Origin of the sequence: Companilactobacillus insicii (assembly GCF_003946015.1) — a bacterium.
Classification (GTDB): Bacteria; Bacillota; Bacilli; order Lactobacillales; family Lactobacillaceae; genus Companilactobacillus; species Companilactobacillus insicii.
Genome location: NZ_RHNU01000016.1, coordinates 20419 through 36218 on the forward strand (window position 1 = coordinate 20419; position 15800 = coordinate 36218).

At 36.2% G+C, this 15800-nt stretch carries 12 protein-coding genes; 6 read left to right on the top strand and 6 right to left on the bottom strand.

The window, feature by feature from the left end; translation table 11 throughout:
* Position 1: 1 nt before the first annotated feature.
* The 3 genes from EKM79_RS06545 to pth form a co-directional block, all read right to left on the bottom strand.
* Positions 2-1558, bottom strand: a complete 1557-nt coding sequence (locus EKM79_RS06545; protein WP_125567102.1) for a putative polysaccharide biosynthesis protein — start codon at positions 1556-1558, stop codon at positions 2-4.
* A 5-nt stretch (positions 1559-1563) separates the two neighbouring features.
* Positions 1564-5091 (bottom strand): transcription-repair coupling factor, encoded by a 3528-nt coding sequence (gene mfd, locus EKM79_RS06550; protein ID WP_125567104.1) that lies wholly within the window; start codon positions 5089-5091, stop codon positions 1564-1566.
* 274 nt (positions 5092-5365) lie between these two features.
* Positions 5366-5923, bottom strand: a complete 558-nt coding sequence (gene pth, locus EKM79_RS06555) for an aminoacyl-tRNA hydrolase (protein ID WP_125567107.1) — start codon at positions 5921-5923, stop codon at positions 5366-5368.
* A 147-nt stretch (positions 5924-6070) separates the two neighbouring features.
* Here pth and EKM79_RS06560 point away from each other — a divergent pair, with 147 nt between their 5' ends.
* The 6 genes from EKM79_RS06560 (at position 6071) to EKM79_RS06585 (ending at position 10931) form a co-directional block, all read left to right on the top strand.
* Positions 6071-7054: an L-lactate dehydrogenase gene (locus tag EKM79_RS06560; protein WP_125567108.1), complete on the top strand. Its 984-nt coding sequence runs from the start codon at positions 6071-6073 to the stop codon at positions 7052-7054.
* A gap of 105 nt (positions 7055-7159) precedes the next feature.
* The gene (cbpA, locus tag EKM79_RS06565) at positions 7160-7822 is read left to right on the top strand and encodes a cyclic di-AMP binding protein CbpA (protein WP_125567110.1); all 663 of its coding nucleotides are present in this window, start codon (positions 7160-7162) and stop codon (positions 7820-7822) included.
* Between the two features lie 309 nt (positions 7823-8131).
* Positions 8132-9019, top strand: a complete 888-nt coding sequence (locus EKM79_RS06570; RefSeq protein ID WP_125567112.1) for an ABC transporter ATP-binding protein — start codon at positions 8132-8134, stop codon at positions 9017-9019.
* Positions 9009-9761, top strand: coding sequence for an ABC transporter permease (locus EKM79_RS06575; RefSeq protein ID WP_125567114.1), 753 nt, complete (start codon positions 9009-9011; stop codon positions 9759-9761). The genes EKM79_RS06570 and EKM79_RS06575 overlap by 11 nt, the downstream gene beginning before the upstream one ends.
* 24 nt (positions 9762-9785) lie before the next feature.
* The gene (locus tag EKM79_RS06580; protein ID WP_125567116.1) at positions 9786-10550 is read left to right on the top strand and encodes an ABC transporter permease; all 765 of its coding nucleotides are present in this window, start codon (positions 9786-9788) and stop codon (positions 10548-10550) included.
* Between the two features lie 21 nt (positions 10551-10571).
* Positions 10572-10931, top strand: a complete 360-nt coding sequence (locus tag EKM79_RS06585; protein WP_125567118.1) for a helix-turn-helix domain-containing protein — start codon at positions 10572-10574, stop codon at positions 10929-10931.
* 105 nt (positions 10932-11036) lie between these two features.
* Here EKM79_RS06585 and EKM79_RS06590 read toward each other — a convergent pair whose 3' ends face one another.
* The 3 genes from EKM79_RS06590 to alr form a co-directional block, all read right to left on the bottom strand.
* Positions 11037-12824, bottom strand: coding sequence for an ABC transporter ATP-binding protein (locus EKM79_RS06590; protein ID WP_125567120.1), 1788 nt, complete (start codon positions 12822-12824; stop codon positions 11037-11039).
* The gene (locus tag EKM79_RS06595; protein WP_125567122.1) at positions 12817-14577 is read right to left on the bottom strand and encodes an ABC transporter ATP-binding protein; all 1761 of its coding nucleotides are present in this window, start codon (positions 14575-14577) and stop codon (positions 12817-12819) included. The genes EKM79_RS06590 and EKM79_RS06595 overlap by 8 nt, the downstream gene beginning before the upstream one ends.
* Before the next feature lie 109 nt (positions 14578-14686).
* Complete coding sequence (gene alr / locus EKM79_RS06600; protein WP_125567124.1) at positions 14687-15799, bottom strand: alanine racemase; 1113 nt, start codon at positions 15797-15799, stop codon at positions 14687-14689.
* Between the last annotated feature and the right edge of the window lies 1 nt (position 15800).

The following is a 15800-nucleotide window of genomic DNA, read 5'->3' on the forward strand; positions in this document are numbered from 1 at the left end:
ATTAATCCTCAATCTTCATGAATTTTGTAATGAACTCGCCCATAGGCAAGATTTCCCATTCACTTTTACTCAAAATCTTTAGTTTCTTAGATAATCCCAAATACACAAATACCCCAATTGGAATTAACACGATACTAATTAATATACTGTGACCACGACTTAAGAACAAGTAATGTGAGCTAATAATTGCTAATAGTTTAATTACTACGCCCATAAATAATCCGATTGAAACAACCTTGATCAAAAAGCTTCTGCTTAATAAAAAGACGCCATTATCATAAATCAAGTACATCCCAATTAGGATTATACATTCACTTAAAATCGTTGCTAATGCTGCTCCCACAATATTAAAATGCGGAATCAAGATTATATTAAACGCAATTTTGACGAGCAACGACAGGGCAAATATTACTAACTTAACCAAATTCTTTTGATCGTCACCACTCGTTATAGCTACCATCAAATTGATAAATGAAACTATTACGATGGACAACATATAAATTGCCAGCGCCAGTGATCCATCCGCATTAGTAAATAACATCGTATTTATTTCAGGCATCAAAGCAACTAAACCTGAAGTTTCAGCAACCGCTAGCCACAAACATACACGCATCATTTTTTGAATAATGGTCTTGTTAACATTAGTCTGATTGGTCTCTCTAAGCTGTGGCATTATGGTGGAAACAAATGATAATGAAATCACAATTCCCAATTGAATTAACGGCTGTGCTCGATCAAAAACACCCTTCAAAATCTCAGCCTGATTAATTGGCATGCCACCATACATAAGAAGCCTTAAGACTGTAAAGGAATCAATGAACTGATAAAAAATCGTAATTCCCGTAAAAACAACAATCAATAAAATTTCCAGAGTTAATCCTCGTTCAATTTTGATTTTTGCTTCCCGATCATCTTGCAGAAGAGGTTCTCGCTGTTTAATAAAAGTTGCCATAAGTATCAGCACCGCAAACAATCCACCAATAAAGGCACCACTATTAGCTATTGTACCCATTTGATAAATACCTAAGAACCCTTTACCAAACAGAACTGCTGATCCAATAATAACTACAATTCTAATAAACTGTTCCAAAATTTGTGAAACCGCACTCGGCGTCATTTCCAAGTCACTTTGGAAATAGCCCCTAAAAGTAGCTTCAAAAGGTACCAATAAGAACGTCAGTGATACAGCTCTGATCTCATGATACAAGTTTGGATCTCCCATAAAACTGGCTAAGTATCTAGCCGAACCCCAAAGAAAAATAGTTAACATCATACACCCAGCCAATAGTGCAGCAAAAGTCAACTTTAACAATTTGCTTCTTGCTCTAGGGCTGTCTTGTTGTGCAAAAGTCTTTGATATAACTACTGGCAATCCAGATAAAGCTAAAACAGAAAAAATACCATAGATTGGATACACTTGCTGATAAATAAAATATCCCCTATCACCAACAATGTTTTGTAGCGGAATCCGATAAATTGCACTCATTAATTCTGAAAAGAGCGAAGCAATCGTCAGAATCCAGGTACCTTTGATGGCTCTTGATACTTCTTTCTTCATCGTTATTAGTTTTTAATTTTTTCTTTCTTTAATTTATCAAACTCTTTTGCCATTTCTGCGGCAAATTTTTGCAATTGTGAGAACCATTCATTCTTATCAACACTACCAGAATCTAGTGAAATACTAAATTCGTCATTGTTGTTATGAACGGTTGCCTTCATAGTTGTATTACCCAAGAACTTGAAAACAAGATCTCCTGTCAAATAATCATTAGCCTTGTCAGAGAACTTAATCACAATTATGCCACTTTTCATAATTACATTCTTAACAAGTGATTCATCTAATGACGTTTTCAAAAGACTAACATCCAACAAATTAGAAACCTCTTGTGGATAATCGCCAAAACGATCTAATAATTCAGATCTAACCTCTTGATAGTTCTCATCAGAGTCGATTTGTCTAATTCGCTTATATAATTCAACTTTTTGGCGCTCATCACTAATATAACTTGATGGAATATAAGCATCCAATTCCAAATTAAGTTCAGCATTGGTCTTCTCAGCCTTAGTATGACCCCTTTTCTTTGCAACTGCATCATTTAGCATCTGAGTATACAAATCGAAACCAACAGAGTCAATGAACCCATGTTGCTGCTTACCTAATAAGTTACCAGCACCACGGATAGATAAATCACGCATAGCAATTTTGAAGCCTGATCCTAATTCCGTGAAGTTCTTTATGGCCTCCAAACGCTGTTCGCCTACTTCTGTCAGAACCTTATTAGGTTTATACATCAAATAAGCATATGCAACGCGATTCGAACGACCGACACGTCCACGGATTTGATACAGCTGTGACAAGCCATATCTATCAGCATTCTCAACAATCAACGTATTCGTATTAGGCATATCCACGCCAGTTTCGATAATTGTTGTAGTTACTAAAACATCATACTCACCCGCAAGATAATCAGCAATAACACCCTCCATTTGAGTTTCAGTCATACGTCCGTGAGCGGTCGCAATTCTTGCCTCTGGAACTAGAGCCTGCAATTGACCTGCTACTTGCTCCATATCGTCAACACGGTTGTGCAAATAAAATACTTGTCCACCACGTTCCATCTCACGCTTAATCGCTTGAGCAATAACATCGTAATTTTGTTCCATAACATAAGTTTGAACTGGATAACGGTTGCTAGGTGCAGTTTCAATCAATGATAGATCACGAACACCTAACATCGACATATTTAAAGTTCTAGGTATTGGTGTTGCAGTCAATGTTAATACATCCACATTGGCCTTTAGCTGCTTAATTTTTTCCTTGTGCTTAACGCCAAACCGTTGTTCCTCATCAATTATCAACAAGCCAATATCTGAAAATTTAACATCCTTTGATAGCAAGCGATGCGTTCCGACAACAATATCGACTTGTCCGTCTGATAATCCTTGAATAATCTCTTTACTATGCTTTCTAGACTGAAATCTCGAAAGAACTTCAATATTAACTGGAAATCCTTCGAAGCGATCTTTCATCGTCTGATAATGCTGTTCAGCTAATAAAGTCGTTGGTGCTAAAAATACAACTTGCTTACCTGCTTCAACAGCCTTAAACGCTGCTCGTAATGCAACTTCTGTCTTACCAAAGCCAACGTCACCAACAAGCAGACGATCCATAGGATGTGCCTTTTCCATATCACGTTTGATCTCATCAATTGATCGTAACTGATCTGGTGTTTCTGGATACGGGAAGGCATTATCAAAGTCATGTTGCATATCGTCATCTTTAGGGAACGGATATCCTTTTTCAGCTTCACGTTTAGCATACAAATCAATTAAATCATCAGCGATATCTTCAATACTTGATTGAACTTTACGTTTTGTCTTCTGCCACTCATTGCCACCAAGTTTGTTGATACGAGGTGACTTACCTTCAGCTGACACGTATTTTTGAACCATATCAAGTTGCGAAACCGGAATGAACAAACGACCATCATCACGATATTCAATCGTAATATAATCCTGATGCTTACCATCGACTTCCATGGTCTGCATACCAATGAACTTACCAATACCATGGTTGACGTGAACCACGTAATCACCAGGCTTCAATTCGTTATAACTCTTCAAACGTTCAGCATTCGCCAAAGTTTGATGACGACGACGCTTAGGTTGTTTATTGAATAATTCCTTTTCAGTTATTATTGCAACTTTCTCATCTGGCATCTCAAAACCTAGACCTAAACTAGCATTCATAATTTGAGTTTGATCTTCAATTACCTTATCAGAAGTTGTCAATGTAGCTTTAATACCAAAATCAACCAAAGTATTATTAATAGCAGAAATACGCTTTTCATTACTGATCAGTAGAAGAATCGTATAACCTTGCTTTTGCCAGCGTTCAACTTCTGACTTCAGCAATGGCATCTGACTGAAAAATTGTTGCATACTTCTGACCGGAACATTGTGCAACTGATTAAGTCGAATATGTCCCATCCCTTGTTGAAAAGCTGACATGTAAACTTGAGGATTTTCGTTCTTTTTCATTATTTCAATGAAACTCTGACGAATAACTTGTTCAGGAAGTGCCTTCCCATACTCCAATTGACTTGCTAACCAGGCCTGATTATCAGCTTTATTGTCATTTGATTGTTCAACTAAACGTGAATACTCGTCAAACATGACAATATTATCAGAGCCCATGTACTCTAATAAATTACTAGGTTTATCAAGTAGGAAGTCAATAATACTACCAATATTATCTGGTCGCATGCCTTCAGATAATTCTTCGATCATCTGTGCAAAAGTCAATTCAAGGTTACTTTTGATATCTTTTTCTTTATCAGCTGAATCTAATTGTTTTCCATAACTTTTTTGTAATTTTTGCAAACCTGTTTCGACTTGATCAGAAGTTATAACACGATCATTGGCAGGTAAAATCTCTATCTCATCTAGTTCTTCCATACTTCGTTGAGTTTCCGTATCAAAGAACTTAATTTTATCAACCTGATTGCCGAAGAATTCTATTCGAACAGGATTGTCCACATTCAATGGATAAATATCAACAATATCACCACGAATAGCAAAATCTCCTGGTTTAGCAACTAACTTATTCTTTTTATAACCCATTTGAACAAATGTTGAATTAAGATTCTCCAAATCATATTCTTCATCCATTGCAATTTTTAATTGAGCCGATTTGAACAATTCCTTAGGTGACAATGCATATTCCAACCCAGCCACAGAGGTAACAACGATACCTGCTTCATCACCAACTAAAAAGCTCAAAGCATCTAGTCTTTGACTCAATTCATCAGGAGAACTAGTAGCTATTTCAGTAGATATTGCCTCTTCAACAGGAAAAATATGAATGTGTTCACTATCCAGCAAGTTTAAATCATCATACAAGCGATTTGCATGGAAATTAGTATTTTCAACTATTAGAATCTTTTTATTTTTTTGTTTAAGTGTTTGTAATGCAAATAGGGAAATCGTTGAACCAATCAATCCCGTCAACATGTTTTTGGTTTTTGGTTTGACTTGTTCAATAAATTCCCCGAGATTTAGTTTATTAGATATGAAATCTATTAAGTTCAAGGTTTGACCCCCTTTCTGTAGAGAGTGGAAAAAGCCGGTAGATCCTGAGCACTGCCTAGACTATCGGGAGTGGCACGAAGTGACGCTTTCGATAGTCGTAGCAGGCGCAGGGATCTGGCTTTTGGAACTCGTTTTGGAAACTGACTAAATATGCATAAACGAGTTCCGGAGGGGCAAACCTCTGTGCTTACTACGATTAATGATTGCGCCAACTTCGTTGTCACACTCATTAATCTAGGTAATGCTCAAGGTCTTACCGCCCCTCCTACACTCTCTAATTATACTTATTCATCAACTGGTCAAACGTATCTCCTGCAACCCAATCCTTAACAGCACTTACCGCATTGTCAATTCCAGTCAATGCAACTGGTTCTTGATCCTTAGTAAACGGTGTTAAAACCCAATTTACGACGGTTTGCTTGTCTGGATGCTGAATTCCAATTTTGATACGTTTGAAATTTTTTGTACCCATAGATGAGATTATACTCTTAATTCCATTATGACCACCGGCTGAGCCCTTGGCACGTAGTCTAATTTTACCAATAGGCATATCAAGATCATCTTGAACTACCATTATTTCTTCTGGCTTGATTTGATAGTATCCAGTCAAAAACTTAACAGCACGTCCGGATTCATTCATAAATGTTAGTGGCTTAACTAAGAAGACTGTTTCACCTTCGACTTTGAATTTACAATATTCTGCCTCAAAGTCTTTTTTCATTTGTGTTTGATTATATTCTTCCATTAATTTATCGATCGTCATAAAGCCCATATTGTGCTTTGTACGATCATATTTTTTTCCAGGATTTCCTAATCCAACGATAAGTTTCATATATTAATACCTCATTTCAACATGTAATTATATCATGCAAAAAGTGCGAATTTTTCAATTTTTTCACAATCACCCTGTTTATTTTCAGATATTATTTGTATAATTGGATACGAAACATATTTATTCTCGAAGGGATGATTATAAAAAATGACAACTCCAACAAACGAAAAGAACCATCAAAAAGTACTTCTAGTTGGTGACGGTGCCGTAGGTTCAACATTTGCCTACGCAATGACACTTCAAGGTATTGCACAAGAACTAGTTATCTGTGATATCGCCAAAGATAAGATTAAGGGTGACGCAATGGACCTTGCTGATGCACTTCCATTCTCATTCCCTAAGAACATTCACGCTGGTGAATATTCAGATGCTAAGGATGCTGACATCGTTGTTATCACTGCTGGTGCTCCACAAAAACCAGGTGAAACAAGACTTGACCTTGTTAACAAGAACTTGAACATCTTGAAGACAATCGTTGACCCAATCGTTGAATCAGGATTCAATGGTATCTTCTTAGTTGCTGCTAACCCAGTTGATATCTTGACATACGCTACATGGAAACTTTCAGGCTTCCCTAAGGAACGTGTAATTGGTTCAGGTACATCACTAGATTCAGCTAGATTACAAAAATTCGTTGGTGAAGAATTAGACATCGACCCTCGTTCAGTTAATGGTTACATCATGGGTGAACACGGTGATTCAGAATTCGCTGCATGGTCACACTTGTCAATCGGTGGCGTTACAATGGCTGAATGGATGGAACAACATCCAGAAGTTACACAAGACACACTTGACGCAATTTACAAGAAAGTTGTTAACGCAGCTTACGACATTATCAATACTAAGGGTGCTACATTCTACGGTATTGGTACTGCACTTGCAAGAATCTGCAAGGCATTGCTAAACGACGAAAACACTGTTCTTCCATTATCAAACATGATGACTGGTCAATATGGCGTTTCAGACATTTATATCGGTTCACCTGCTATCATCAACCGTAAAGGTCTAAAACAAATCATCGAAGTTCCATTAAACGATGAAGAATCAGCACAAATGAAGAAATCAGCTGCAGAACTTGAAAAGATCCTTAAAGATGGTTTTGAAGCTACAGGAATCAAGGGTCGTCAATAATCCTTAATTCCTACACTAAGAGTTGAAACTTATGTTTCAGCTCTTTTTTTTTCCATTTTTTTACTGTATCATTGATTCAATTAGAGAAGATTGGATGTGTGATATATGTTAGTTAAATCATTAGTTTTAAAGAAGGAAAAACTCACAACCGTCAAAGAAACAGTTACTCTTGAAGAAGCTTTGAAAGTTCTTGAAGACTCAGGATTTCGTTGTGTGCCTATTCTTGATGAAAGTGGCCAAATATTCAGGGGAAATATTTACAAAATGCACATTTATCGTCATAAGTCACGTGGTGGGGATATGAACTTACCTGTTACAACATTAATGAAGAACGCTACTAAGACAATCAGTGTTGACTCGCCTTTCTTTAAGGTATTCTTCAATATCAAGGATCTCCCATACATTGCAGTTCTTGACGAATCAAACTTATTCTATGGAATTTTAACTCACTCAAGACTATTGAGTATGTTATCTGACTCATGGAATCTTGAAATTAGTAGCTATGTTCTTACGGTAAGTTCATCTGGTGATCGTGGGGACTTGGAAAAGATGTCCAAAATTATTTCAAAATACGTTTCAATCTCAGCATGTGTAACATTAGATGCAAAATCTAATGAAGTTGTTCGTCGTACGCTATTTACACTGCCTTCAGGAACAAGCGTTGATACTTTGAAAGAGATCATCAAGCGTCTGGAGAAGAAGAGCTTCGTTGTTGCAGAAATCGATGATTTGAAATCAGGCAAGATTTTGAATCGTGACACACTTTAAAATACAAATAAAATATCATTTTTGATATGACATAAAGACAAAGTTCTGGTTTTCAGAACTTTGTTTTTTTTTATACTATTTTCGATTATTGCAAATAATCAGCTATCATTTTTAGCAAACTTAGAGCAACCTCAAAAAATACTGTTAAACCAATACCTGTAGTATTATTACGAAACCATTAGTTGCGCAAATTATCTTCTCAATTTACAAGATGATTGACACTAATTGCTTGTATGCAACTAGCAAATTGAACGACGGTAGAATTAGTTAATAAACATAACTAATTTATATTTAGGAGGTAAAAAATATATGCTCGTCGTTCAAAATATTAATACTTATATTGGTAGAAAAAAAATAATCAAAGACGCTACCTTCAAGATTCACCCAGGAAATATTACCGGGTTGATTGGACCCAATGGGGCTGGAAAAACAACCTTGATGAAAACAATTCTAGGCCTTACTAAATTTGATGGGCAAATTCAACTTAACCAAATCGCCGTTACAGAAAATCAATACACCGCGCTGGCGAATGTTGGGGCTTTAATTGAGCACCCCGCCATTTACCCATTTCTAACGGGAAAACAAAATCTAGCACTTTACGCACATGATCCAGACGATTGTCAACGTCTCATCTCCCAGTTAAACATGACTAAATATATTAATGAGCATGCCAAGGGATACTCCCTAGGTATGAAGCAGAAGCTAGGAATTGCTATTGCCCTATTAAACAACCCAGAATTAGTAATTCTGGACGAACCAATGAATGGCCTCGACGTCGAATCTACGATTGGTGTTCGTCAACTTATTCACCAGTATGCAGATAAGGGGACTGCCTTTCTCATTTCCAGTCATATTCTGAGTGAGCTTCAAAAGGTCATGACACAAGTTATACTAATCAATCGCGGCCAAATCATCGTTGATCAACCCATCGCAGAATTTGAGCACCTTCATCATCAAACTTACAAATTACTAACAGATGATACTCGCTTAACTGTTAAAAACTTTATAAAACATCATATTTGCTACACTTTGAATAATGATACCTTTCAAGTCAATCCTAAGAATATCTTTGAAATTCAAGACATACTTAGTTCACAAAATATACATCTAAAAGAATTAGCTCCAATTTCTTGTAATTTTGAACAGATTGTCATTCAGCTTTTAAATCAAGAACGAGGTAACCGCCATGATAACTAATTTGAGAGAAGAACTATTTAAATTTAGTCATCAAAAATCGGTCGTAGCTGGAATTATAATACTGATTCTTCTAATGATTTACAGCGCCTTAACGACCAAAACGGATGCGACACAAGTTATCTTTGAATTTGGGGCCGTTCAATGGATTCCCATTATCATAATTGCAGTTGGATCAACTTTCTTTGCTATGGAATATCAAAATAGAACAATTGTGATCCTTGTTTATAAACACACGAAGCGTTGGCAAATATACTTCTCAAAATTGATGATTGTCTGGTTATACAGCATCGTCTTAACGATAATCACCACTATTTTAACTATTATTATTAAATCCTTATTTATAGATACACCATGGTCAACATTAATTACCAATCATCAAACACAACTTACTTTGCTCATCGGTAATATCATCGGCACACTTATTTATGCGCTATTCATTGTTGCCCTGTCGTTCATGTTGATTATGATAATGAAAGTTAATGCTGTAGTGATTGGAATTGGGCTATCACTAGGGTTTCTGGGTGCTGGCATTTCAGTTGCACTTATGAAGTCGTTTACCTCTTTAATACCAATCCTACGTTGGAACCCACTAAATATGATTTTTATAACACAGCAACTGGCAAATCCACCGTATGCAGCAATCTCGCATTTAAGTTTGATTGAAATTGTTGGAGGTAATTTAATCTATACCATTATTTTCATAATTCTAGGTTATAACTTATTTAAAAAACGGCGAATCTAATTTAATTAAGGAGGCATATTTAAAATGGCTTTTAGTCTCTATCAAGAATTCTATAAACTCAATCATCGAAAACTAACCTGGATATCACCGCTCGTATTACTCATACTCATGATTCTAACCGGTATATCAATCGGGTATAATGAAAGTAAGTTGCTCATGGCCACCTGTTACAACGCACCAGATTGGATTATGCTCATTCTAGTCGTTATCGGATCTACGACCTTTTCCATGGAATTCCAAAATAATGCGATTCTAACATTACTCTACAAGTCACACAATAAGGTCATAGTCTATCTGTCAAAATATATTGTTATTCTAAGCTATAATCTCTGGCTACATTTGCTTGCCATATTATTCACATTAGGACTTAATGAAATTTCCATAAATCAGTCTGTGCCATGGTCTACACTCTATCTGTATCAGCAACCACTTTGGGAAAATATGTTGAAAACTTCTACAATTGACGTACTCACCACAACATTTATTATCAGTCTAATCTTTCTGTTCTCATGCCTAATCAATAACAACGCCATTGTAATTAGTTTCAGCCTACTCATGGTTTTCACGGGACAATTTATCTCCGCAAATTTGCTAAACTCTGAAAAGTTCACGCAAATTTTACGTTGGAACCCATTTAATATGACAAATCTAACTCGTCAATACTATAACTACACAACTTATTTTGATACCAGTCACTTACTTAACCAGCAACTATTACAAGGCACATTGAGTTACACACTGCTCTTCGTAATCGTTGGCTACCTTATTTTTAGGAAAAAACACTTTTAACTACTCAAGGAGGATTCAAATATGAATAAGTTTCCTGCACAACTCAAAAAAATTCGCAAAGAACAAAATACAACACAAGATGACCTAGCTAGCCAACTTTTCGTCACACGTCAGGCCATTTCAAAATGGGAATCTGGTGATTCAACTCCGGACCTAAATAATTTAATAAAACTAACAGATATTTTTAACGTCAGTTTGGATACTTTGGTATTCGGTGCCGAGCACGAAACCAAGGTTGACACGTCCGAATTTGTTTTTGATCCCAAACACAACCGTTACGTTCGTCGATTAGGTAAAATGAACTTTTGGGACTTCTTGTCTGGTTATTGGTGGGCAGTTCTCGCAATTGCCTTCATAATTGGTTTCTTTTCCATTTTTTGATTTAATCGATAAATACAAATAATAAAGCAGTGTACTTCAACGACTAGTATCAGTCGATAGAGTGCACTGCTTTATTGTATTTTCGCTACGTTTTTTACGTTTAAATCAATCCATTGATTGAAGCTCATACAATTCCGAATACAAGCCGCCTAACTTCAATAGTTCATCATGCGTTCCACGTTCTGCAATTCGACCATGGCTAAGAACTAAAATTTGATCAGCATCTTGAACTGTTGATAACCTGTGTGCAATTGCTATAGTAGTCCGATCATCCCTCATCTTTGACAATCCCCGAGTAATACTCTGCTCTGTTTGTGGATCAATATTGGCAGTTGCCTCATCTAAAATCAACACTTTAGGATTGCGGACAATCGTTCTGGCGAACGAAATTAGTTGACGTTGGCCAGTTGAGAAGCTACTACCACGTTCAATCACCTTGGCATTATACTTGTCAGGTAATTTCTCAATAAAACCATCTGCATCAACGAATTTAGCTGCCTGTTGAACTTGTTCATCCGAGATACTGTCATCATACATTCTTATGTTATTAGCAACGTTCCCATAAAACAAATATGGTTCCTGAATAACTAAACCGAGTTTATCTCGTAATTCTTTAGTTGAATAATCACGTATATCATGGTCATCAATTAAGATTTGTCCTTCTCCAAATTCATAAAACCTCAACAATATATTAATGATCGAGCTTTTACCACTACCTGTATGACCGACTAAAGCTACGGTCTGCCCCGGTTTAACTACGAAAGAAATATCTTTTAAAATTGGTTCTCCAGGCACATATGCAAAAGTAACATGGCGAAATTCAATTTTACCTATTTCGATTTTTGCATCACTATTTTCATTTTGTGCTGGACTATTTGTCTGATTATCAAATAATTTCATGATCCTATATCCAGCGACCATTCCATCTTGAAAATAAGACATATAGTTCATGACATTAGATAACGGATTAAAGAAGTTTTGTTGATACGAAATAAAGGCATAGATCACACCAGCAGCAACAATCGTATGTGTACTCATCAACCCGAATCCACCTAATGATATTACTTCAGCTAAAGTAAACATCAAGGTGATAGTTGGATAGAGTAAAAATGAATTAACATTGATCATTTTATTGCGCTGATTAAAATACAGATTATTTCTGTGTTCAAATTCTGAAATCATTCGTTTTTGTTGTCCGAATTGTTGAATAATATTGATTCCCATCAACGATTCATTCAACTTAGTATTTATTTGACTCAAATATTCACGTAAACGCTGGTAAATCTTCGAGCTAAGACGCTGATACAACCAAACCAATAAGTATAGAGCAATAACAAACAACCCCGTTGATAATGCCAAGGTCACATTTACTGACAGCATGGCTATAAAGGCCGAGACTATCGAAAAGGCTGCAACTAGAATCATTAAAAATAATGTCCAAAAATCATACAATGTTTTTGTATCATTAGTAACCCTAGACACAATCGAACCTGCAGGAGTTTTGTCGAAATAATCCATTCCTAACGTATGAAGCTTATGGAAGAGCTGACTACGAATACTCTCCAAAGTTCTTTCTGCACCCATAGAAAATGCAAAATTTTGAATAAATTGTACGACCGCTTTAATAATAGTTCCTATAAAATAAACTACGGCAAAACCAACAATAACTTGTATGCCCGTATCCTGATGGACTAGGTAGTGATCCATATAATACTGCAATAATCTAGGCAAAATTATATTAATGACACTTAATACGACAGCAAATACAATTGCAGTAATGAATTGACGTTTAAAAGCCCAAGCAAAATTAAATAATCTTTTTAAGATATCACGTTGCTGCTTTCTCGAGAGTGCTTGAATATCGCTAATAGTTTCTTCTTCTTTTTTATCCACGATTGTTCAACCTCCCTTCAATCTCAGCATTCTTTGCTTGTAAATTAAACGTATCATAATACCAACCATGATTTGCTAATAACTCTTGATGAGTTCCGTGTTCAATAATAGTTCCTTGATCAATTACTAAAATTTGATCTGCATACTCTACTGAACTCAATCGACTGGCAGCGATGATTGTTGTTCCATTTAATCTATTTTTTGCGATACGTCGTTCAATATTACGCTCCGTTTTTGAATCAACCGCAGACAAAGAATCGTCCAAAATCATTAATTCTGGATCACTTAAAACTGCCCTAGCGATTGCTAAACGTTGTTTTTGACCACCAGATAATGAAACTCCCAACTCACCTACTTGAGTGTCGTATCCCATTGGCATGTCGTTAATATCATTATCTAAATCCGCTACATGCGCCGCCGCTTCAACTTGATTTTGTATAGCGTCAATATTTGCAAATCTAATATTATCGCGAATATTTGTTGAAAATAAAAAGTTAGTCTGTGGTACGTAGCCAATCGTATCTAAATAATTATCCAGCTTAAAATCTCGTATATCATGATTACCAACGGTTATTTGTCCATTATAGTGGTCAAAATCACGCATCAGTAATCCAATTATAGTTGATTTACCACCACCAGTTGGTCCAACAATTCCCATAGTCTGACTAGGTTTGAGTTCAAAACTAATATCATGTAGTGCAATTGCATTGTCATCTGGATAATGGAATTTTTTTATTTCAAAATCCAAAATCCCACTAGGTACAGATTTAACCTCATGCTTCGGAGTTACAACTGAAGATTCTTCATCCAGTAATTCAGTAATCCGATCATAACTGGCTGAACCACGTTCCAAAATATTAAACAAACTACCAATCGCAAACATTGGCCAAGTTAATTCAGCCATATAGGTAATAAAGGAAACAAGTTCACCTATCGTGATTTGAGAATGTATAACCGCCAGTCCACCAAGAATTATGGTTATAACATACGATATTCCCATAATTATAGATGTTAATGGATCAAACATGGCATCTAAACGATATGACTTTTTATTAGCCTTTATATTTTTATCGACATATTTATTGAAATCTTGTTCATCCTGTTTTTCCTGTCCCAAAGCTTTCAGGACTTTTATTCCAACCACACTCTCTTGGGTCTTATTATTAATACTTGAGAACGCAGCTTGTGATTTCATAAAAGCATCATGAATTTTATTTCCCAATACATTAGCCATAACTGCCAACAGTATCAACGGCAAGATTGCATAAAATGTTAATTTCCAATCAACAAACATACCCATTGCAAAAATCATTGACAGTCCTGTAATCAACGAGTCTGCTAGCGTCAAAACACCAGGGCCGGCAACTTCACGGACTGCATCAATATCGTTAGTCGCATGTGCCATCAAATCACCTGTGCGCCATTTTTGATAAAAAGTAGTATCCATCTTCATAAAATGACGAAACAACCGATCACGTAAATCACGTTCTAAAACATAAGAACTGCCAAAAATCATTTTCTGCCAGACAAATCTTAACAGATAGCCTAAGACAGCTACCAAAACTAATAAAACCAAATTCATCATTAAAAAACTAATTGTTAATGTCCTCTTGCTGACGGTATCAACTACCACACCAACTATACGTGGAGGTATCACATTGCACGCAGCAACTAATAATAGTGCCAAGACTCCCAGTGAATACTGCTTCCAACGATGCTTAAAAAACCAACCTAATCTAGAAAAAATCCCCATATTGTTTCACCTATCATTAAAAATTCGATACCTCTTACTTTACACCTTCAAGTGAACTTTATGGCAACAAAAAAGATCACATCATAAATGATGCGATCAAATATAAAATTTATTTAACATATCTTCTAGGTAATCTCTCACTCAACGAACAAAGAATTTCATAATTAATTGTTCCTGCATATTGAGCAACATCAGTAGCAGTGATTTCGTCATCACCATCTTTACCAATCAATGTAACTTTGCTACCTACTGGCATTTTTTCAGGTAATTTAACCATAAACTGATCCATACATACTCTTCCGACAATTGGGCAACGTTTGCCATTGACCAGAACTTCAAATCCCTGCATGCGACGTAACCAACCATCAGCATATCCCATTGGAACAGTTCCAATCCATTCTGAATCGTCGCTGGTATACGTTGCTCCGTATCCAACACTGTCACCTTTGTTAATTTGTTTAACAAAGACTAATTCAGAATATAAACTCAAAGCCGGTTTCAATTCATATGGTAATTTTGTAATATCGGTTTGTGAAGGATTCAAACCATAAAGAGCAATACCATCACGAACCAAGTTAACTGCCAAATCTTGGTGCCAGAGTGCGGTTGCTGAATTGGCACAATGAACATACTTGAATTTGATTGGCAAATCAGTTGTCATTTCTTTAAAACGACTAACTTGTTTTTCAAAGTATGTTTCATCCGGATTATCAGCTGTAGCAAAGTGAGTAAATAATCCTTCTGCAACGAAATTATTACTATGTTCTTTTAAGTAGTTACAGGCGTCTATCAAATCGGACTTTTCTCTGAATCCGATACGTCCCATGCCGCTATCAATTCCTAAATGAACTTTTAAACCATTAACTTTGGACTCAACAGCTTGTTCAAGCCATTCCAGACTACCCACAGTTAACGAAATATCGGCATCTGCGGCAATTTTAGCATTATTTACACCAGTTATACCTAGAACCAAAATTGGAACCTTAACGCCGCTATCACGAATTTCTAGCCCTTCATCCAGCGTTGCAACACACAAACCACTAGCGCCGTATTCTAATTCAGCAGTAGCCACGGCTACTAGTCCATGACCATAGGCGTTTGCTTTTACAACAGCAAAAACATTCGTACCTTTTGGCACTGAATTCAATTCGTTTTGCAGATTTTCCTTTAAATTACTTAAATTGACCTCGACATATGCGGGGCGATGGATTGATGGTAACATG

Excerpts from the sequence above, each read along its gene's own strand:
- EKM79_RS06570 (WP_125567112.1), top strand. The coding sequence starts at position 8,132 with ATGCTCGTCGTTCAAAATATTAATACTTATATTGGTAGAAAAAAAATA.
- pth (WP_125567107.1), bottom strand. The coding sequence starts at position 5,923 with ATGAAACTTATCGTTGGATTAGGAAATCCTGGAAAAAAATATGATCGT.
- alr (WP_125567124.1), bottom strand. The coding sequence starts at position 15,799 with ATGTTACCATCAATCCATCGCCCCGCATATGTCGAGGTCAATTTAAGT.
- EKM79_RS06545 (WP_125567102.1), bottom strand. The coding sequence starts at position 1,558 with ATGAAGAAAGAAGTATCAAGAGCCATCAAAGGTACCTGGATTCTGACG.
- EKM79_RS06560 (WP_125567108.1), top strand. The coding sequence starts at position 6,071 with ATGACAACTCCAACAAACGAAAAGAACCATCAAAAAGTACTTCTAGTT.
- cbpA (WP_125567110.1), top strand. The coding sequence starts at position 7,160 with ATGTTAGTTAAATCATTAGTTTTAAAGAAGGAAAAACTCACAACCGTC.
- EKM79_RS06595 (WP_125567122.1), bottom strand. The coding sequence starts at position 14,577 with ATGGGGATTTTTTCTAGATTAGGTTGGTTTTTTAAGCATCGTTGGAAG.
- EKM79_RS06585 (WP_125567118.1), top strand. The coding sequence starts at position 10,572 with ATGAATAAGTTTCCTGCACAACTCAAAAAAATTCGCAAAGAACAAAAT.
- EKM79_RS06575 (WP_125567114.1), top strand. The coding sequence starts at position 9,009 with ATGATAACTAATTTGAGAGAAGAACTATTTAAATTTAGTCATCAAAAA.
- EKM79_RS06580 (WP_125567116.1), top strand. The coding sequence starts at position 9,786 with ATGGCTTTTAGTCTCTATCAAGAATTCTATAAACTCAATCATCGAAAA.